This window comes from Flavobacterium sp. ACN6 (genome assembly GCF_002304005.1).
In the GTDB taxonomy this organism is placed as follows: domain Bacteria; phylum Bacteroidota; class Bacteroidia; order Flavobacteriales; family Flavobacteriaceae; genus Flavobacterium.
Genome location: NZ_MRCQ01000010.1, coordinates 63,856 through 84,731, shown reverse-complemented (window position 1 = coordinate 84,731; position 20,876 = coordinate 63,856). Strand labels below are relative to the sequence as shown.

Here is a 20,876-nt window from a genome sequence, read left to right as displayed (position 1 = left end):
AATAAGAATAAACAAAGCTTTTTGATTATGGATTATAATTTTGATGAGGTTATCTCACGCAGAAACAGCAGTTCTATTAAATGGGATGATGCTCCTTTTGAAGATGTACTGCCCATGTGGATTGCAGATATGGATTTTAAATCGCCTCCTGCTGTTTTAAATGCTTTGCAGAAAAGGGTAGAGCACGGCATTTTTGGCTATACTGCAATACCTGAAACGTTTTATAATGCCATATTAAACTGGTGGAAAAAGAGATACGGCATTACACTTGAAAAAGAATGGCTCGTGCCAGTTTCGGGAGTTATCCCTGCATTGTCTGCAGCGATACAAGCGCTCAGCAATAAAGGAGATAAAGTTATTATTCAGCCTCCTGTTTACAATCATTTTCAGACCAGTATTATCAATTCGGAACGAAATGTTGTCGAAAATAATCTGCTGTATGATAACGGTCACTACGCAATTGATTTTGATTTACTATCAAAACAAGCCGCTGACCCTAAAGTTAAACTCTTGATTTTGAGTAATCCGCATAATCCTGTTGGAAGAGTATGGACCAAAGAAGAGCTGCAAAGAATTGGAGATAGCTGCATTAAAAATAATGTAATTGTAATTTCAGATGAAATACATGCCGATTTGGTCTTCAAAGATTACAATCACATTCCGTTTGCTTCACTTGGAGAAACCTACATGAATTCTATAACGCTGAGTTCGCCTACCAAAAGTTTTAATCTGGCAGGATTACAGGTTGGATATTTCTTTAGCCAAAATGATGAGCTGCGAAAAGCAGTCCAGTCTTCATTTAAAGTGATGGGAATAGAATTATTGAATTTATTTGGTATCACAGCACTTATTGCTGCTTACGAAGAATCGGAACATTGGCTTGAAGCCCTTAAAGAATATCTTTATGATAATTATCTTTTTCTTGTATCATTTATAGAATTAAATCTTCCTCAAATCAAAGTTACACCTCTTCAAGCAACCTATTTAGTTTGGCTCGATTGTACTGCTTTAAAAATTGCATCAGATAATTTAACTCATAATCTCTTAGAAAAACAAAAGCTATGGATCAATTCAGGATCTATGTATGGAGAAATTGGCGAGGGATTTTTGAGAATTAATATTGCAACCCCACGAGCAGTATTAGAAATGGGACTAGAAAGGTTGAAAGAAGGACTCGCGTAGATTAATTCCGGTTTAAATTTATTGTTATTCTTCAGCAACGATCTTCTTCCGAATTTTACTCAGAAATTCAGGTGTAATACCCAGATAAGAGGCTATTTGCGTATTTGGTATTCGGTTAAATAAATTAGGATACTGCTTTACGAAACTTACATAACGCTCCTCAGCAGTTGAGCTGATATTTTGAAGGATACGATTTTGAAAATCAATATATTTCCTTTCTGTAATAATCCTGAAATTGCGATCAAATTTGTGGTAATTTACAAAAAGGTATAAAAGAGCATCATGATTTATTTGTAAAACTACAGCTGGTTCAATCGCCTCAATATACAGTCGACTTGGTATTTGTTCGTAAAAACTATGAAGATCACTTATCCAGTCATTTTCAACAGAAAATTGCAAATTGTGCTCTTTTCCTGCGGGATCAACTGCAAACATTTTAAAACAGCCTGAAACGATAAAGTAATAATGGCGGCAGATATCTCCTTCCTGCAATAAGTATCCTCTGCGTCTTATATTTCGAATCGAAAATAGTTTTGCAATTTCTTCTTTTTCGATAGTATTCAGCGGAAAATAAAGATTAAAGAAATTAATCAATTGAATAATAGCTTGATCGGAATTTTGCTGTGGTAAGTTATTGCTCATTTCGTAGTATAAATAGTAAATATACTAAAAAACGGCACTTTTTTCTAAGGTAATTATTGGGTTATATCTTCTTTTGAACTTCTTTTTATAATTTTTAAAAGAATTTGTAAATTATTCTTTTCTATTCTCGAGCTCTACCTTGAATTTTCCAAAATACGGATTGTCAGCCATAAGTGAATGTCCAATTACTAAAATATGATTTCCTTTTTGGTTGAGGTTAATTTTTAAATCCATTCCAAAAGGCCCGTCCGAAGAATTGTCAGGAAAAATAATTTGATTGAAACGGATATTTCCTTTACCTGCAGCAGGAATAATTTTAGCAGTTAATTCACCCAACTCATCATTTTTAAATTTAATATAAACTTTCGAATTAAGAGAATCTATAGAGCCTTCTGCTTCAAATAAACCCTTGTCATTCTTTACATTCATTAGAATAGTGTCCCCAATCTGTCTGTTTTCTTCTTTGTTTTTCTTAACCGCAACAGGCTCAGAAACTTCAACTGGAGTCTTCGGGTTTTCTTTATTTTCTTTTTGCTGGCATGAAAATAAGAATATTGATAGTGAAAGAGTTATAAAGAATTTCATAATAGTATTTTTTTAAAGTCTCTCAAATTTAGTTCTCTTTTGAAAATGTTTTGTTACATCGCCACATTCTGATTTTGTAGAATTTAGATGATTTTAAATCAGTAACATCTTATTCCTATAAAAGTAGAAAGGGACAATTTGTCCCTTTTTAATTGCTGCTAAATAGTATACTTAAATCTTTTGAGATAAATATTGAGCAACTTCTGCAAGTCTATTGGCAAATCCCCACTCATTATCATACCATGCGGCTACAGAAAGCAGATTTCCTTGTTTGGTTGTAAGAGGTAGATCGATAATAGAAGAATGCGGATCTGCAACAATTCTAGCAGAACTCCATTGTTCTTCTAAAACATCTAAAACGCCTTTTAACTGTCCTTCTTTTGTCGCTTTTCTAAAAGCATCATTAACTTCTTCTACAGAACAATCTTTGGTAGTAACCAAATTCAATTCGGCGATACTTCCCGTTTTTGTTGGAACCCTGTATGCTTTTCCAGTAATCTTCAAATCACTCCAGATAAACTGCAGGGCTTTTGCAGCACCAGATGATGACGGAATTATATTTTCGGCAGCAGCCCAAGAATCACGCCTGTCTTTCATCGGCTGATCTGTCAATGATTGCGTATTAGTGTAAGAGTGAACCGTAGAGAAAAGACCATACTCAATTCCGAAATTTTCTTTGATCACTTTTACAACCGCCGCCAATGCATTGGTGGTACAGCTTCCCATACTTATGATTTTATGGTTCTGAGCATCAAATTCATCCAGATTAATTCCTTTCAGCAGCACAGCATCGCAGTCTGCTAGTGATTTACTCGGCGCACTTACCAAAACGTATTTGGCACCGTTGTCAATATGTTTTTGAGCATTGTCTCTGGTAGTGGCACGTCCTGTACAATCTACAACCAAATCAACTCCCAGTTCTTTCCAATTCGGAATTTCCTTGCTCGAATTCTTGTACGCAATTTGTCGGCCTCCAATAGTAAAACTGCTGTCGGCTGTTTTTACTTCTTCGTGCCATCTTCCATAATTACTGTCAACACTAAAAAGTGCTCCCAGCAATTCTATATCCTGAATGTCTGCAATGACTTCTGGAACAAAAAGATCGTTCTGTAAAGCCACACGAAGAAACTGTCTTCCAATGCGGCCAAATCCGTATAATGCTATTTTTGCCATAATAAATTTGTATTAAAATTAAAACGTTAGATTATTAGATAAAAAAACATAGTCCCGAGCGCTGTCGAGACTATGTATTATTTTAGAATTAATTAATTTTTACCAAATGCGCTTCAATAGCCGCTCTGTCTGATTCGTATTGTATTGGAAGTTTTAAGTTTTGACCTAATTCTTCTACGCTTTCATCTACCATAAAACCTGGGTTATCGGTAGCGATTTCAAATAAAACACCGCCTGGTTCTCTAAAATAAAGAGAGTGGAAATAATTTCTGTCAATTTGTGGTGTAATAGACAATCCGTATGCTTCGATTTTTTCACGGAAGTGCATTAAAATTTCATCATTTTGAACTCTAAAAGCCACGTGGTGTACAGATCCGTTGGCTACATGACCGCGTTTTTCTTCAGCAAGCTCTACCAAGTCAACAATAGCAGCATTCTCTACAGCATCTGTTGCATAACGGTAACGGTTTACATCCTGATCAATTAATTTATAACCAAATATTTCAGTTAAGATTGCAGCAGTTGCTTTTATACTATTTAAAGTTAAAGTGATGTTATGAAAACCTCTTGTTGCCACGTCAGCTTTTACTTCATCGGTTTCCCAAGGTTTTCTGTCATCGTCTGTTTTAGATTCTATTAACTCTAATTTTAATCCGTCTGGATCAAGAAAAGTCAAATATTTTTCTCCGAATTTTTCAGCAGGTTTGTTGTAAATAACATTATGTTCTTCAAAACGTTTCTGCCAGAAATCAAGACTTCCTTTTGGAACAGAATATCCAATTTCTGTTGCCATTCCTGATCCTTTTCTTCCTTGTTGGATTCCTTCTCCCCAAGGGAAAAAAGTTAAGATAGTTCCAGCACTTCCTACTTCATCACCAAAGTAAAAATGGTAAGTTCCCGGATCGTCAAAATTTACTGTTTTTTTGATAAAACGTAATCCTAGTATGTTTGAATAAAAGTTGAAGTTGCGTTTAGCGTCACCTGCAATTGCAGTAATATGGTGTAAGCCTAAAATTTTATTTTCCATGGTTTTTATATGTATTAAATTGTTATTGATTTTCTTTTACAAATTTACTGCTGTTATAGCGCTGCATCGATTAACCTAGATTAAGAAATACAAAGCTGTGCCATTTTCATTTGTTCAATTAATAACCAAATAATATTCCAAGTATGTTAAGTTGTTGTAAGTTAGTGATTTAATTGTGTTTTCGGGTTTTTAATCCTACGATATATCGTAATTTTATGAATTGAAGCTGTTTTATTTAGAAAATCGATAGCAATTTAGTTGAAGCTATTTCTTAAATTTACCCTGTTACCGCACAAAATACCACAAGAATTATTGTTTATGGAAAAGCCGACAGATCAAACTGCAGTTATAATGAACCGATTGCAGGAAAGAGAACGAGAACAAATGTTGATTTTGTCTATTTGCGGTTCGCTTGCTCAGGCTTTGTCAAAAGCAGAATTTGACACCGTTGTAAGCACTATTCTTAAAGAGGAGCTTTCTTTTGATGATTTTATTCTGGCTTCTGCCGATGAAAATGAAACAGAATATCATGTTTTCTATCAATTTTTACAGAAAAATATGCCGTTAAAAAAGCTGGCCGTAAATGATGGTTTTTTTGATATTTGCATGGATTCTGCCGACACTATTATTTTTGACTTAAAAACACTGAGTGAGAAAAAGAATAATTTCCCTCCCTATATTTCTACTGTAAATACAAAAGGTTTTAAAAACGGAATTGGAATCTGCCTTCCCTACATTAAAGGAAACAGAAATGTTCTTTTTCTTTTCTTTAAAAACCCTTCAGCTTTCAGCAGAGAATCCAGCCGAATTCTTAGAGGAATTGGGACACAGCTTTCTATAACGGTAAAAAATATTATGCTGACTCAGGAATATGAAAGCAAAATCAGTGAACTTAAAATACAGAATAGAAATTTTTCTGAAAAAGAAGAAAAACCAATTTTAATAAAAAACGAGGGTTTTCATGGAATTGTAGGAAACAGCGATGCCATGCAAAAAGTATACGAACTCATTTCGCAGGTTGCCTCTTCGCAATCGACTGTTTTAATATTTGGTGAAACAGGAACGGGAAAAGAACTTGTAGCCGGTGCAATTCATAATTTATCATCGGTTTCAAACAAAAAAATGATCAAAGTGAATTGTGCTTCCATTCCAGAGAACCTGATCGAAAGTGAATTATTCGGACATGAAAAAGGAGCTTTTACGGGCGCTTTGGAAACCAGAATTGGTAAGTTTGAACAAGCCGAAAACAGCACCATTTTTTTAGATGAAATAGGAGAGATGCCTTTAGAACTGCAGGGGAAATTACTTCGTGTGCTTCAGGAAAAAGAAATTGAGAAAATTGGCGGTAAAAATACCATTAAAGTAAATGTTCGCGTAATTGCAGCCACCAATAGAATATTAGAAAAAGAAGTTGAAGAAGGCCGTTTTAGAAGTGATTTGTACTATCGTCTAAATGTTTTTCCAATTCAATTACCATCTTTAAGAGACCGCCCTGAAGATATTGAGGTATTAGGTAATTTTTTCTTAGAAAAACACGCAGCAAAAAACGGTAAAAAGATAAAAGGTTTTTCTAAAAAAGTATTGAATAGCATGACTGCAAACACATGGCAGGGAAATGTACGCGAATTAGAAAATATGGTCGAAAGAAGTATTTTATTTGCAAAGGATGAAGTGATAAAAGAAATGAGTTTTACGGAGTTTTTTAAAACCGAAACTTCGACTGTGGAAAATGAATTTTATACCAAAACTTTGCAGGAAGTAGAGAAGGAGCATATTTTAAAAGTAGTTAAAAAATGCAGCGGCAGAATATCTGGACCGCAGGGTGCGGCCGTTTTATTAGGTTTGCCCGGAACGACTTTGATTTCGAGAATGCAGAAATTAGGGATTAAAAAAGAACATTTTACAGATTGATTTATTCTTGAATCATTTTTATTTTCCCTGAAGAAACAGCCCAGAAAATCAATAACGTCATACTGATTACCAAAGCAAATGCCGGATATTGAAATGAAACTGCAAAAGCGATTAAATACGTAGGAAGTCCATATAAATAATTGTTTCGGATTTTTTTTATGGCCGAATTTGTAATTTCAGGACGCAGCAATTTCTTGTTACTGCTCGCCGTGTACCACAACAGATTGTACGAAAGATTGATAAGCACAAATATTCCGGTATAGATTGCCACAGCAATATTAGATGCTTCCCCTTCAAAAAAACGCGCTAATAAAGCGGTAGGATAAGAAACCGCTGTTACCAGAAAAAGTATTAATCCGTTGGCAAACATTATGGCTGTATTACGGCTGTAAATTTGTTTGAAAATCTTATGATGATTGACCCACATAATAAAAATACTGAAAAAAGAAAGCGTAAAAGCAAGATACGATGTCCATTCTCCTTTTAAAAAAGTAAGTAACTGAGTTCCGTTTTTTATAGCAGATGTATCTGGCGCATGAAGATCCAGCACCAAAAGTGTGATGGCAATCGCAAATACGGCATCGCTGAAATTTTCTATTCTTACGGTTTCTTTTTCCATTTTTTTTGTTTTTTATTTTAACCGCAGAGTGCGCAAGGATTTTTATACAATAGTGATCGTTAAAACGCTAAGTTCGCAGAGCTTTATGTACGTAGTTTTTCAACTTTGTCAAAGTTTTAAACTTTGACAAAGCTTAACGACGCAAAAGCTATCTCAACACAAAGCTTTGTTGCCTTTGCGTATTTTATATAAGCTAATAGTAAAAAATCCTTGCGTACTCTGCGGTTAAAATTTTCAATTATAATTTTATAAATATTGATTTTCGAAGTTTTGGTTCAATATTTTTTGTTTTGTGTCCTTTTCCTGTGGTGTCTTCAACCAGTAAAATTGATCCTGTTTCGAAGGTTCTTTTTTCTCCTAATGAAGTTTCGATTTCTACGCCACCTTCCAGTAAAACAATATACTGACGTTCTGGTGCATTATGAAAATCATAATCATAAGAAGGGCTGACTTCCCTGAAGACAATTGATTTCACAGGTTCATCATCAGATAAAAATCCGATATCGCCATTATTTTTTAATGGAACTTCAAAGTCTTCAAAATGACTTTCGCCACTATCATCGCTGTAAACTCTAGTAATCTGAATCATTATTTTTTGGAAAATATAAGTTCGTTTGCCAGATCTACTTCATCCTGACTAATGGTATGTCCCATATTGTCATAGATTTTTTTGGTTACAGAAGCGCCCATTTTTTCTAAAAGTGCAGCAGTTTCGTTTACTCTTTCAACAGGAACATGGAAATCAGGATCGCTTGTTCCGATGAAAATTGGTGTATTTTCAAAATTTCCTGAATAATGATTTTCATAAACTTTATCGCCTATAAGTCCGCCTGTAAAAGCGACAACGCCTCCGTATTTTGCTGCATTTCTAGCTGTAAATTCTAAAGCCAGACAAGCTCCTTGCGAAAATCCGAGGAAATAAATATTTTCTTTATCAATTCCGTTTTGCTGAATGGCAACAACAACCTGATGAATAGCCTCTAATGATTTTGAAAATGAAGGCTCGTTTTCTTCAATTGGCACTAAAAACGAATACGGATACCAAGTTCTATTTTCTGCCTCTGGTGCAACTAATGCGAATTTATCGACCTTAAGATGTTTTGCAATTGAAAGAATATCGTGAGCGCCTGCACCGCGTCCGTGAATCATGATCAAAGCTTTTTTAGCTTGGTCTAAAGGCACACCATCTGTTAAAATTTCTGTATTCATAATTTTATTTTTTTAGTATTGTTGTCTATAATTATTTCACGCAGATTTAGGAGATTTTTTTTTAATCCTTTATTATAGTGCTTACTGGAGTCAAATAAAGTATTTCCACATGCTTGTCATTTCTCCCTTCGGTCGAAATGACAAATTATTGCGACCAACTTTGATGACAACTTTATCAAGAATTATTTATTTCTTCCAAATATCCTGATATTCATCTGGATGTCTTTTAAACTGTGCGTGTACGTAGGGACAAAGTGGTAAAACCATCATATTATTGGCACGTACGTAAGAAGTCATTTCTTCCAAAAGTTTTTTAGCATACCCTTTTCCTTCTGCTTCTGGCTCAACTCCTGTATGGTAAACGGTTAAGACATCGTCTTTTAAACTTACGGTTATTTCTCCTAGTTTTTTGTCCTCAACATAAAGATTAAAAGCGCCGTGTTTTTTTTCGTCTAATTCTAGTTTTATTGTTTCCATATTTATTTTTTTATGTCTTGGTTTACAAATACAAAGTTCGTTAAACTAGCAGTTAAGTATGCTTAATCTAGATTAATTATATCCTTGTTTTATACCTAATTTTTTCATTTTTGAATACAAAGTCTGCGGCTGCATTTTCAGCAGTTCTGCCGCACCGCCTGGGCCAGAAACTTTACCGTCACAAATTTGTAATGCGCTTAAAATATGGTCCTTTTCCATTTCTTCCATCGACTTCATTTTTCCAAAACCTGCTTCTAGCGGATTTGAATTATTTACAGGAAGATCAAATTTTTCGATTTCGTTTGTTTTGGCCAGCAGTACATTTCGCTCTATCAAATGTTCTAATTCTCGAATATTTCCCGGCCAGTCGTATTGCATTAATTGCTGTAAAGCCGGCGCACTAATACTGCTTACATTTTTGCGGGAACTTGCTGCATATTTTTTTAAAAAGAAATTGGCTAGGTCTTCAATATCTTCTTTTCTGTCTTTTAAAGGAGGTAATTGAATAGGAAAAACATTCAATCTGTAATATAAATCCAATCTAAAGCGTCCCTCTGCAACTTCTTTTTCCAATGATCTGTTGGTTGCGGCAACAATTCTAACATTGATTTTAATGGTTTTATTACCTCCAAGTCTCTGGATTTCTTTTTCTTGTAAAACACGTAATAATTTTACCTGAGAGTCAAGAGGCAATTCGCCTATTTCGTCTAGAAAAATAGTTCCGTTATCTGCTTGTTCAAACTTTCCAATTCGTAAAGTATTTGCTCCAGTAAAAGCACCTTTCTCATGTCCAAAAAGCTCCGATTCTATTAGGGAATGTGGTAAAGCCGCACAATTGACAATTACAATCGTATTCGATTTATGTGCCGAAAGATCATGTATAGAATGTGCAACTCTTTCTTTTCCGGTACCGCTTTCACCCAGAATTAATACTGAAGTTTCGGCTGGAGCTACAATTTTTATTTTTTCAATAACTTCTCTTAAAAGACTGCTCTTTCCAATAATTCCCTCAATTTCCTGATTTTGATTATCGAGCGGAATCTCTGCCAATGTTCCTTTTTCCTGATCGAATCTATATTTAGCAATGTCAAGCATTACTATAAGATCTCTTTCGCGAAACGGTTTCACCATAAATCCATACGGATGAGTAGCTTTTACGGCTTCAAGCGTCGATTGGTTGGTATTGGCAGAAATATATAAAAAAGGCAATTGTATCTCGCGTAGTTCCCACGCCAGATCAATTCCAGTAAGATCGCCTTTTAGCATAATATCAAGCAAAACCCAGTCAGGTCTTTTATCCGCAATCAGTTTTCGAGCCTGAACCACAGAAGAAGCTATACCGGTTATTTGATAACCCGCTTTTAACAGCATGATTTTTAAATCATTTGCTACTATAAATTCATCCTCGACAATTAGAATTTTCTCCTTCATTATATTATTTAAATAATTTCAGAATTTTCGGCTGTGGCTTCAAATTCTGTTTTTCTTGTAAATGTAATTGTGATTTTTAAACCTTTATCATTATTCATTTCAAAGGTTCCGTCAATCTGGTCCGTTAATCCCATCATTAAATTCATACCCAGCGAATTTCTTTCGGTTTCTTCAAAATCACTAGGAAGTCCAACACCGTTATCAGCCACCAAAAGTTTATAATCACTGTTTCCGATGTTTTTCAGACTGATTAATACTTCTCCTTTTTTATCTAAAGGGAAAGCATATTTTATAGCATTATTTATAGCTTCGTTTATAATTAAACCAAGTGGAACTGCTTGAGCAACATCAAGATACACTTTTTCTGTGTCTAGAACAAAATTGATTTTAGGATCGGTATCAAAACATTCCCTCATATAGCTGATCAATTCATAAATATACCACGACATATCGATATTGGCCAGATTATCAGATTGATATAATTTTTGATGAATCAGCGACATGGCGTGCATTCTGTGCTGGCTGTTTTGTATGGCCATCAATGCATCTTCATTATCCAAATAAGCCGACTGCGTGTTTAATAAACTGATAACGATTTGCAGATTATTTTTTACACGATGGTGAATTTCCTTTAAAAGCCATTCTTTTTCAATCAGCATTTTTTTGTTCAGTTCGTTCTGCTCATTAATTTTTTGACGTTTGATTTCTAATTCCTCGTTCTTTTTCTTTTTTAACCTAAATCCGTTATACAACAACGCTAGAAATAGTATAAGAACAACGACACTTCCTATAAAGACAGATCTGACTACCGTATCTTTCTGAATTTGGATTTGCTGTACTTTTGCCTGCTGCTGGAGCAGATCTATATTTTTATCTTTTTTTTCGCTTTCAAATTCAATTTGAAGACTATTAATTTGTTTGCTTTTTTCTCCTTTAAAAACAGAATCTGAAAGCTGTTTGTAAAGTTGATAATGCTTGATGGCATTAATATAATCACCTCGCGAAGAATCTGCTTTAAACCAGATCAAGTAACTTTCTGAACGGATCAGGTTATTGCCTGCGCTGGCAGCAAGTGAATCTAAATGTTTTATCGTTCGATAGAAATCATCATATTTTTTTATTTGATAGTGATAAGAGGCAAAACTTCTTAAAATAGCAATACTGTTTCCGTTTTTATCGGCATTTTCACCGTAATAATTAACCAGTTTTCTATAGTAAATGCCAGCAGTTGCATTATCATTTAAAATCCTGTAAATATTGAACAGCAGATAATTCTCTTTCATCAGCCTCTCGACATGAGGAGTTGGAAATTGCTGCTGCATTTCTTTTATAAGTTTAAGAGCGTCTTTTTCTTTTTTTTGTCGAATAAGCAGCGAACAAAGATTTTCTCCAATTGTTCTCACGTATTCCGTATCCTTATGATTTTTGGCAATTTCTATTGCTTTGTACCAATATTCCTCTGCATCGTCATTTTGGCGCAGGTAATAATAAACAAGTCCAACATGATTGTAAATAGAACTTAATTGTAATGAATTGTCATTAACTGCAAGTGCCGTTTTTTCTGCTAAAAGAGCGTATTTTAATGATTCAGGATAATTTCCTTTTTGGGTGTTTACTTCAGAAAGCAGATTATAAACTCCTTGTAAACTTTTAAATTTAATTGATTTATAAATGGCAAGCGATTCTTTTAAAAATGGTTCCGCTTTATCAGGCTGTTCGCTTATACTGTATAATTCTGCCAATTCTTTTAAAGTAGTGGCCTGTTTTTCTTTCGCTCCCGATTTTTGAAACAGCTGTATCGCTAACTTTTTATATTTAACTTTTTGATCCAGATCTGCATCATAAACCGAAAGTTCTCCATAACTGGAGGCCTGTAATTCTATAAGATTATTATTCTTGGAATAAGAAATGGCATTTTTTGTTTTTTCTAATGCATTTTCAGTATCTCCTTTTTCCCTGTAAATCTGAGCTCCTAAAAGAATTGATTTACCTTTTCCGAGCTTGTACTTTAAATGTTCACTTAGCAGTCTTGCCTGCGTATTGATCAAATCTGCATTATCCAGATCTGTTTTAATTTCGCCAGTTTTATTTAAATAATAGCTGCTTAAAGTAAGAAGTAATTCGACTTTTTTGGTATCATTTCCTGCATCAGCTATTTTCTGTTTTAATTCATCTGGATTTTCTATAGACTGCGCATAACTGTGTATGTTTGCCAGAAACAAAAATGCTGTAATAAATAAAAAACATACGTGATTTTTCAAGTGGCTCAGGGGATTATAATTCATTTTTTAAAGATACTATATTATCAGAAATTTACAATCTTAAATCCATGTTTGACCTAGTTTTCGCGGTGGTACATATAGCAGATTATCATGGCCGCACCAGGTAAAATTAAAGTCCCTAATCCGAAAAACTTTCCTGCAACCGCTCCTAAAAAACAACCCACAAGAAACCCTATTATGGTAACTAATTGCTTCTTAAAACTTAAAAGCACGTCAACATCTTTTAATCCGTTTTTTAAGAGATTACCCAAATCAAGTGAAGCCTGAGTTACATTACCCGTCATCATGGTTGTTGGCCCGTGTGTTTCTTTAGCATACAATTTTCCAAAAGCATTCTGAAGACCCATTGCAAATACAGTAGTCATAGCAACTGCGTACATTGTCCATTCTGAAAAAATTTCCAAATAGCCAAAAACGTAAGAAGCAATGCCGCTTAAAACCAATATCAGCCCTTCCCAAAATAGAATAGTGTAACGATTGGTTACTTTTAAAGCAATTCTTCCTCCAACAATTACGGCGATTATAAAAATAGGAAAAGTCAATAGTTTTACCCAAGCATGCAAATCTGAACCTTTGATGATTTGATAAGCGAAGACAATAAAGTTACCTGTAACGTGCGCCGAAAAGATAGAATCTGCAGCGACAAAAGTTACGGTGTCACAATACCCTGCTATCATTGTAAGAAGCAGGGTAACATACCAAATATTTCTTTGTAATTCCATAATGTTATTTTAAGTGAGCGCGAAGCATCCACGCCATTTTTTCGTGATTTTCTAATAGGCCTGTAATGTAATCGCTGGTTCCAGCGTCGTGAAGTTCTGCAGCAAAATTATTGATGTTTTCACGTAAGTGAATCAAAATACTTTCATGATCAAAAAGCAGTTCTTTGATATAACCATTGCTGTCGTTTTTCTCTCTTGATTCTTCTGAAAGATGTGTTAGTGCCAAATACTCCTTTAAAGTTCCCGGCGCATAATGTCCTAAAGTTCTAATTCTTTCTGCAACAGCATCTACAATTTCGTCCAATGCCTCATACTGCTGTTCGAAGAAAAGGTGTTTGTTGTAAAAATCTGGACCTTCTACATTCCAGTGTGCTTTTTTTGTTTTGGTATAAAGTACAAATTCGTCAGCGAGAACTTTTGTTAGTACATCTACAACTTTTGAGATGCTTTCTTGTTTAATTCCGATGTTTGCTTTCATTTTAAATTAGGTTTAATGAATAATATTTTATAAACACATAGAGACATAGATTTTCTTTGACTTTGAAAAAGAATATCGAAAGAAACTAGTTTCTAACACATAGTTCTTGGCGAGAACTTTGTCAAAGTTTTAAACTTTGACAAAGTAGACAATGCTATATCTACAAAATTTACGTGTTTGAATTAATTGTTTATTAATGTTAATAGATAGTAATCTAGTGAATATTTTCCTGCTCCAAGGGCGAGAATTAATAATAAGGATAAGGTATACATATAAGGAACGTCACGTACTTCTAGTGAATCTTTTCTATGAACTACAAAATATCCTATGGCTGTAACGCCAATAGTTGGCAGAACAACAAGTCTGGTTCCAACGCCTAGAATAATAAGAAATGGAACTACAGTATCAGAAAAAGTGGCAACTAATCCGTTAAGTTTTTCAGGAAGATGAAGCGGATTTGGAACGTGCTCCCTTTGTCCATTCTCAACTCTGAATTTCTTCATTCCATGAACTCTAAATAGTTCTACTGCAAGTAATACTCTAAATACTAAAAAAGCAGCATTGTTGAATGATGTTCCTAAATCTGAATATAGGATTTGTTTTATAATTTCAATCATTTCTTTAAATTTAAAAAGCAAAGCAAGAACACCCAAGTGCGCCCCAAAATGCGTTATAATTATTTACTGGTACGTTGCTCATTCTCGCAATATCATGGCTATGGGCGTGGACATCGCAGCTTCCAGAGCAGCTGTGTATTTGAGAAGTCAGGCTTGGCTTAGCATCAGCTTTGGTGTTTTTTTCGATCGCATTCTGCAAATTACTTCTAACGGGATAACCGTTGTAAATCGCTGTTGGCGACCAGTCTGGTAAAATCGGAATATGCGGTGGAGAAAAGGATGAAAAATCGCCGTTAGCATACACAATTTTCCCATCGACTATAGTCAAATCTGCTTCGATTTTTTTAATGTCTTCGTCATGAATTGTAAAATAATCACGGTCCAGTACCACTAAATCAGCAAACATTCCAGTTCTAATATCTCCTTTTTTAGCTTGTTCCTGAGAGAACCAAGCGCTTCCTCTGGTGTACAATTCTAAAGCTGTTTCTCTGCTTAATCTCGTTTCATTGTACAATTGCAAACCTCCGACTGTTTTTCCAACTGTCATCCAATACATGGAAACCCACGGATTGTAACTGCTGACTCTCGTTGCATCAGAACCTGCACCAACCGGAACTTCCATTTCGAGCATTTTTTTAATTGGCGGTGTGTTTTCTGCTGCTTTTGCTCCGTATCGATCTGTGAAATATTCACCTTGATACGCCATTCTGCTTTGTACAGCGATACCGCCTCCTAAATTTTTTACACGTTCAATATTGCGTTCGTCAATAGTTTCGGCGTGGTCAAAGATCCAAGGCAGTCCGTTAAATGGGATTTCCTGATTTATTTTTTGAAATACATTTAAGAATCTTGTAATGCTTTCGTTATAAGTTGCGTGAAGACGAAACGGCCAGCGGTTTTCTACCAAAAGGCGAACAACCTTTTCCAATTCTGCTTCCATGTTTTCAGGAAGATCAGGTCTTGGCTGCAGGAAATCTTCAAAATCGGCTGCAGAAAAAACTAACATTTCGCCCGCACCATTATGACGGTACATGTCGTCTCCCTGATATAATTTTACGGTATCGATCCAATCTTCAAAATCTTCAAATTCATGTTTTGGTTTTTGAGTAAAAAGATTGTAGGCAATTCTAACCGTTAATTGTTTCTTCTCATTCAGTTCATTTACGACTTTATAATCGTCTGGAAAATTCTGAAATCCACCGCCTGCATCAATCACACTTGTGATTCCGAAACGGTTCAACTCTTTCATGAAGTGACGGGTCGAATTGATTTGATGCTCATAAGAAAGCGTCGGACCTTTTGCTAAAGTCGAATACAAAATCATGGCGTTTGGCGTAGCAATAATAAGTCCGGTTGGTTCTCCTTTAGAGTCTCTTTCGATTTGTCCTCCTGGAGGCGCCGGTGTATTTTTAGTATAACCCACAGCTTTTAATGCCGCTCTGTTCATAATCGCTCTGTCGTACAAATGCAGAATAAAAACAGGAGTTTCTGGTGCAATGGCATTTATTTCTTCTAATGTTGGCATTCTGCGTTCCGCAAATTGAAACTCAGACCAGCCGCCAACCACACGAACCCATTGCGGATTTGGGGTTCTGTCAACTTGTTCTTTCAGCATTCGCAGTGCATCGGCTAAAGAAGGAACGCCATCCCAGCGCAATTCTAAATTGTAATTTAAACCGCCTCGAATTAGGTGAATGTGCGAATCGTTGATTCCAGGAACTACTCTTTTATTTTGAAGGTCGATTATTTTGGTTTCCTCAGATGCAAATTCCATTACATTACTGTCATTTCCAACCGCAATAAATTTTCCGTCTTTGATTGCTACAGCGGTAACATTTGGTGTTTCGGCATTGAAACTATGAATTTTACCGTTGAATAAAATTAGATCTGCTTTCATGATTGGATTATTTAGCGTTAAGTTTTGCAATAGCTTCTTTAATTCCTTCGCCGGCAACAGTGTAAAAAGCAGGTCCAGCAAGAAGAATAATTTTAGTTAAAGGCTTGTAATCGGCTAATTTTTTATCTTTTAAATACGTCTGCGTTCTATAAGCTTCAAAAGAACCTAAAACTACATTTGTGGCTACTAAAGCAGTTGGAGAATCAATTCCCGCATCTTTAATATCGCTGGCAAAAGAATAATTAGAAACTCCCAAACGTAAAGCTTCGCGCATAGCAGTGCTTCCAACGCTGATCATTAAATCGGGCGTAAATTTATTACGGTCGCCAAGACCAATAAGCAATAATTGTTTTGAAGCCAAAGTTCCTTTTGGAGGCGTAATTAATAAAGTTTCAAGTGAGTGACCTGTAAATTTTCCGCTTTTGCGTAACTCCGTGATAATACCTTTTAAGGCATCGTCTAAATGCACCATTCCGTTTAGGTTTGCAGGAAGGGCAGGAGGGTTAAAAATGTCGCCTTCAGTATATTCAAAAACGCAGGCAACTTGTAAATCTGCTTCGGCCGCAGACGGTCCTTGAACCAATCCGTTTACCGCAACTCCGTCTACTTTACCCCAAGTTGTGGTAGAACCAAGTGAAGCAGTTTGAGCCAAAGCAGTATTTGCAAATATTGTAATAAAAAGAATTAGAGCAGTGTATCTAAGTCTGTATGCTGAGAAAAGTGTTGTGTTTTTCATTGTTATTAGTTTTTAGTTGTGATTTTTTTAAATACATAGAGACATAGATTGTGAATTCTGAAAGGAATAAAAGAATACAAAAAGAAACTAGTTTCTCACACATAGATATAGACAGCGCTATATGGTTTGATGCAAGTGAAATGCCTTTTTGATGAATGAAATCTATGTTTCTATGTGTTTAAATGGTATTTGTTTAAATTAATTTTTTTATTAAAACTTAAATCCAAGTCGGGCATTAAAGAAAACGCCGTCTTTAGAATTGGGTATGATATCGTCTATAAAGGCACCAGTTTTAAAATACTGAATACCGCTTACGACTGAAATATATTTGTTTACGCTGTAAGTAAAATTGGCAAGATAAGCTGTTCCGATATATCTTTCTGTTGAAGAACTTCCCTGAAGATTCAATGTTCCGCTTGGTCTGTAAACGCCGTCTTGCAAGGAATATCTCCAGTTAAAAACCACATCGACCTGCATCTTTAGCTGTGGCAGTAAATCCATTGTGGCGTACGGATGAATGTCGATAAGGTTTACGGGACCAACCTGCGGACTAAAACCAAAATAACCTCCTTTTGGATATAACGGATTGAAAGTTTGCAGATTTCCGTCGCCGTCTTTTTTATCACCAGAAATATAATCATTTCTAAGATTTATTGTTGGTTTAAATTTCACGTTTTCAAAGGAATAACCTATGTCTATAGATCCTGTCCACGCATTGATATTTCCTGAACCAAAAGTTCCAAATTGGTACGCTGCTTCCAGATTATAAATAAAACCGCCGCCGTATTTCCAAAGTCTTGTGCCAATAGTATGTCGTTTTTCAGGAGCAATTCCTTCTTCAAAAAGAGATTCATCTCTTCTGATTCCAAGATAATACAAATCCAGATTACCTGCTTTTGGAAATATTATTTTAGAATAAGCACCCCAAAGATTCAGCTGTTTGGACATTTTATTATCAAAAACGCCAGCGTAAATAGTGTCGGCCATCATGGCAAATCCGTCAATGGAGAATCGGGAAGAAGAATACATTATTTTTCCTCCTGTAAAATAAAGTCTTGCATTTGGACCTTCCCTTACCGAAATCAATCGTCCTGAACCATAATCCAATTCTTGTCTTCCGGCGCGAATGGTTAGTTTTTTATCTTCTTTCTGATATAAATTAATATCTAAAAAAAGATTCTGCACATTCAGCTGATCTTCATCAATACCGCGCGGTCCGTTGACTCTTCCGTCTTGCAAAGCACTTCTTAATTGTGCAAATACTCTAAAGGTTTTTCCTAAATGAACATCGGCATGAAGATCGTAGCGCTGTAATAAAAAGTTGTTGTGACCTATATTTAATCTTCCCCAATCTTCATTGTTGAAATCGACATATTCATATCGTGCTTCACCTCCAAGAGACATATAAAAATCTTTCTCTTTGCTTAAAGGAATGAATTTTAAATTCTCATAAAAGTTTCTCGTGGAGTCTTTTAAGAATTCGTAGTTTTCATCGTAGCGCAAAAGTTTAAAATTTTGTGCCGATGCGATGCTTCCCATTAAAAGAAAACAAAGAACGATGATTCCGAAGTTCTTATTTTTTTGCGATATGGATTTTGATGATTCCAACATAATGAAGGGGGTTATGGTTTGTTTAGTTTCAGGTTTCAAGTTTCAAGTTGAAATAAAAATTGAATTAATGTTTCAGCATGTTATGTGCATAATGAATACCTAAACCGTAAGATCCACCGTGTTTTTTCATTAAGTTAGTTACAGGAACATACGTTTCCTGACGTGCCCAGTCTCTTTGTAATTCTAATATATATTGAATAGAAGTCACTGGTTTTGCGCCAACTTGGATCATTCTTTGAATCGCACGCTCATGAGCTTCGTCGCTTACATCGCCGCAGGCATCTGTAATAACATACACTTCGTAACCTTCTTCAATTGCCGATAATGCTGGGCCAACGATGCATACTCCTGTCCATAATCCGGCAAAAACTAATTTTTGTTTATTTGTTCCGGTAATTGCTTTATAAGCATTTTCATCTTCCCAAGTATTCATTGTTGTACGATCAATGTATCCTGAAGTAGCAATTGGATAATATTCTTCAATTTCAGGAAAAACAGGTCCTGCAAAGCTTTCTTCAAATACTGTTGTTACAATGGTTGGCACATTGAAAATTTTTGATGCACCGCAAATAATGGCAACATTATTACGTAATTCGCTTAATGCAATGCTCGATGTAGCAAATGCCATTTGTCCTTCAAAGTCAATTAACACTAATGCGTGATTATCTGGTGATAATAAGTTTACTGATGGTTTCATAGGATATTTATTTAATAGTTTTAGTAATGCCAACAAAATGCCAAACTGTCAATGTGTTGGTATATTGGGTTTTATATATTATGTTGATGATTTTTTGTTACGATATTTCGTAAATTTATTAACGTGTTATGAAAAACACTAAGAATGTATAATTCGACATACATTTATTAAACACAAGAAACATAGGCATATATTCTAGAAATAAATGATAAGAATATAAAAAGAAACTAGTTTCTCACATATAGTCCCGAGAATTCGGGATGCATTAATACAATTGAAACGCCTTTTTTTTAGTTACAAATCCTATTTTTCTATGTGTTCAAAATTATAGACAACTTTCAGGAATGTGTTGAAAGTTTTTTGATCATTTCTGTTGAAACAGAATCAGCGTAGATTCCAAATGCGCTGGTTAAAACTCCCTTTAGATTATAGATTTCAGATGTAATTCCGTAAACAATATCTTCATCTCCAGGATCTGTATCTCCTTCAAAACGAAATAGATATTCAATTTTAAATTCTTCCGGAGACATGGTTTGTGTGTTATTATTGTAACGGATACAATTTTCATCAAGATTAAAGTTTTCTGTAAAACCTTCCAGATTCAGCCATTGTAAAGCCTCCGTAACCGTATCAAAAGCGGGTTGTTGAAATGTGCTCATAATTTTGAGATTAACTGCCCGTAAAAATTACAGGCAGTTTGGATTACTTTTTAGGACTATCTGCTTATGATTTAATAAAGTCTAAAATGTCTTTATTGATTGTGTCAGCTTCTGTAGTTGGCATGCCGTGAGGAAATCCTGGATACGAAATTAGTTTTCCGTTTTTCAAAAGTTTTGCTGCTCTTGGTGCCTGACCAAAAGGAACAATTTGATCATCTTCTCCATGTAAAACCAAAACTGGAATATCTAAACTCTTAAGATCTTCTGTAAAATCAGATTCAGAGAACGCTTTAATTCCTTCATAATGAGCTAAAACAGAACCCATCATTCCTTGACGCCACCAGTTGTGTTTAATTCCTTCCTTAACGGTTTGTCCCTCACGGTTCCATCCGTAAAAAGGAATCGGAAAATCATAAAAATACTGTGCTCTGTTAAATCCAGTTCCTTGTCTTATTTCGTCAAAAACAGATAATGGCACACCTTCAGGATTAGATTCATTTTGGATCATAATTGGTGTTACAGCACTAATTATAACTGCTTTTGCAACACGCAATTTTCCGTATTTTGCGGCATAACGAATTACTTCACCACCTCCAGTTGAGTGACCTACGTGAATAGCATCTTTTAAATCAAGTGCTTCAGTTAATTCTGCAATATCAGAAGCATACGTTTCCATATTGTTTCCTTCCGAAGTTTGACTAGAACGTCCGTGCCCGCGTCTGTCATGTGCAATAACTCTGTATCCTTGTTGTAAGAAAAACATCATTTGTGCATCCCAGTCATCACTAGATAACGGCCATCCGTGGTGAAAAACTATTGGTTGTCCTGTTCCAAAATCTTTGTAAAAAATTTCTGTTCCGTCTTGTGTTTTAAATGTGCTCATTTTTTTTATGGTTTTAGATTATTAAATTTTATTATAAT

21 protein-coding genes are annotated in these 20,876 nt (G+C 35.1%); 2 read left to right on the top strand and 19 right to left on the bottom strand.

Annotated elements, in window-relative coordinates; translation table 11 throughout:
- The first annotated feature begins 27 nt into the window (after positions 1-27).
- Entirely contained in the window at positions 28-1,182 is a 1,155-nt protein-coding gene (locus BSF42_RS15900; RefSeq protein WP_095954075.1) for a MalY/PatB family protein, read from the top strand.
- 24 nt (positions 1,183-1,206) lie between these two features.
- Here BSF42_RS15900 and BSF42_RS15895 read toward each other — a convergent pair whose 3' ends face one another.
- The 4 genes from BSF42_RS15895 to BSF42_RS15880 form a co-directional block, all read right to left on the bottom strand.
- Complete coding sequence (locus tag BSF42_RS15895; RefSeq protein ID WP_095954074.1) at positions 1,207-1,824, bottom strand: Crp/Fnr family transcriptional regulator; 618 nt, start codon at positions 1,822-1,824, stop codon at positions 1,207-1,209.
- A 111-nt stretch (positions 1,825-1,935) separates the two neighbouring features.
- Positions 1,936-2,409: a hypothetical protein gene (locus tag BSF42_RS15890; RefSeq protein ID WP_095954073.1), complete on the bottom strand. Its 474-nt coding sequence runs from the start codon at positions 2,407-2,409 to the stop codon at positions 1,936-1,938.
- 171 nt (positions 2,410-2,580) lie between these two features.
- A complete protein-coding gene (locus tag BSF42_RS15885; protein ID WP_095954072.1) occupies positions 2,581-3,582 on the bottom strand; it encodes a type I glyceraldehyde-3-phosphate dehydrogenase in 1,002 nt (333 codons plus the stop codon).
- Between the two features lie 88 nt (positions 3,583-3,670).
- The gene (locus BSF42_RS15880) at positions 3,671-4,609 is read right to left on the bottom strand and encodes a ring-cleaving dioxygenase (RefSeq protein ID WP_095954071.1); all 939 of its coding nucleotides are present in this window, start codon (positions 4,607-4,609) and stop codon (positions 3,671-3,673) included.
- A gap of 318 nt (positions 4,610-4,927) precedes the next feature.
- Between BSF42_RS15880 and BSF42_RS15875 the strand changes: the two genes are divergently transcribed.
- Complete coding sequence (locus tag BSF42_RS15875) at positions 4,928-6,520, top strand: sigma 54-interacting transcriptional regulator (protein WP_095954070.1); 1,593 nt, start codon at positions 4,928-4,930, stop codon at positions 6,518-6,520.
- Between the two features lies 1 nt (position 6,521).
- Here BSF42_RS15875 and BSF42_RS15870 read toward each other — a convergent pair whose 3' ends face one another.
- From BSF42_RS15870 to BSF42_RS15800, 15 genes are all read right to left on the bottom strand, one after another.
- Positions 6,522-7,139 (bottom strand): TMEM175 family protein, encoded by a 618-nt coding sequence (locus tag BSF42_RS15870; protein ID WP_095954069.1) that lies wholly within the window; start codon positions 7,137-7,139, stop codon positions 6,522-6,524.
- Between the two features lie 238 nt (positions 7,140-7,377).
- Entirely contained in the window at positions 7,378-7,728 is a 351-nt protein-coding gene (locus tag BSF42_RS15865) for a hypothetical protein (RefSeq protein WP_095954068.1), read from the bottom strand.
- Positions 7,728-8,348 (bottom strand): alpha/beta hydrolase, encoded by a 621-nt coding sequence (locus BSF42_RS15860; protein ID WP_095954067.1) that lies wholly within the window; start codon positions 8,346-8,348, stop codon positions 7,728-7,730. The genes BSF42_RS15865 and BSF42_RS15860 overlap by 1 nt, the downstream gene beginning before the upstream one ends.
- A gap of 186 nt (positions 8,349-8,534) precedes the next feature.
- Positions 8,535-8,825, bottom strand: coding sequence for a GNAT family N-acetyltransferase (locus BSF42_RS15855; protein ID WP_095954066.1), 291 nt, complete (start codon positions 8,823-8,825; stop codon positions 8,535-8,537).
- 72 nt (positions 8,826-8,897) lie between these two features.
- Positions 8,898-10,256, bottom strand: coding sequence for a sigma-54 dependent transcriptional regulator (locus BSF42_RS15850; RefSeq protein ID WP_095954065.1), 1,359 nt, complete (start codon positions 10,254-10,256; stop codon positions 8,898-8,900).
- Between the two features lie 8 nt (positions 10,257-10,264).
- Positions 10,265-12,541 carry a histidine kinase dimerization/phosphoacceptor domain -containing protein gene (locus BSF42_RS15845; protein WP_095954064.1) on the bottom strand — a complete coding sequence of 759 codons (2,277 nt, stop codon included), beginning with the start codon at positions 12,539-12,541 and terminating at the stop codon, positions 10,265-10,267.
- 53 nt (positions 12,542-12,594) lie between these two features.
- Entirely contained in the window at positions 12,595-13,260 is a 666-nt protein-coding gene (locus BSF42_RS15840; RefSeq protein ID WP_095954063.1) for a YoaK family protein, read from the bottom strand.
- Between the two features lie 4 nt (positions 13,261-13,264).
- A complete protein-coding gene (locus BSF42_RS15835; RefSeq protein WP_095954062.1) occupies positions 13,265-13,738 on the bottom strand; it encodes a Dps family protein in 474 nt (157 codons plus the stop codon).
- Positions 13,739-13,920: 182 nt separating this feature from the next.
- Positions 13,921-14,355 carry a DoxX family protein gene (locus tag BSF42_RS15830; RefSeq protein WP_095954148.1) on the bottom strand — a complete coding sequence of 145 codons (435 nt, stop codon included), beginning with the start codon at positions 14,353-14,355 and terminating at the stop codon, positions 13,921-13,923.
- A gap of 10 nt (positions 14,356-14,365) precedes the next feature.
- Entirely contained in the window at positions 14,366-16,252 is a 1,887-nt protein-coding gene (locus BSF42_RS15825) for an amidohydrolase (RefSeq protein ID WP_095954147.1), read from the bottom strand.
- A 7-nt stretch (positions 16,253-16,259) separates the two neighbouring features.
- Entirely contained in the window at positions 16,260-16,988 is a 729-nt protein-coding gene (locus tag BSF42_RS15820) for a M17 family peptidase N-terminal domain-containing protein (RefSeq protein ID WP_095954061.1), read from the bottom strand.
- Between the two features lie 210 nt (positions 16,989-17,198).
- Positions 17,199-18,599 (bottom strand): alginate export family protein, encoded by a 1,401-nt coding sequence (locus BSF42_RS15815; protein ID WP_253251081.1) that lies wholly within the window; start codon positions 18,597-18,599, stop codon positions 17,199-17,201.
- Positions 18,600-18,663: 64 nt separating this feature from the next.
- Positions 18,664-19,296, bottom strand: coding sequence for a hydrolase (locus BSF42_RS15810; protein WP_095954059.1), 633 nt, complete (start codon positions 19,294-19,296; stop codon positions 18,664-18,666).
- Between the two features lie 338 nt (positions 19,297-19,634).
- Positions 19,635-19,955 (bottom strand): phosphoribosylpyrophosphate synthetase, encoded by a 321-nt coding sequence (locus tag BSF42_RS15805; RefSeq protein WP_095954058.1) that lies wholly within the window; start codon positions 19,953-19,955, stop codon positions 19,635-19,637.
- Positions 19,956-20,019: 64 nt separating this feature from the next.
- On the bottom strand, positions 20,020-20,838 hold the full coding sequence (locus BSF42_RS15800; RefSeq protein ID WP_095954057.1) for an alpha/beta fold hydrolase: 819 nt from the start codon (positions 20,836-20,838) through the stop codon (positions 20,020-20,022).
- Positions 20,839-20,876 lie beyond the last annotated feature (38 nt).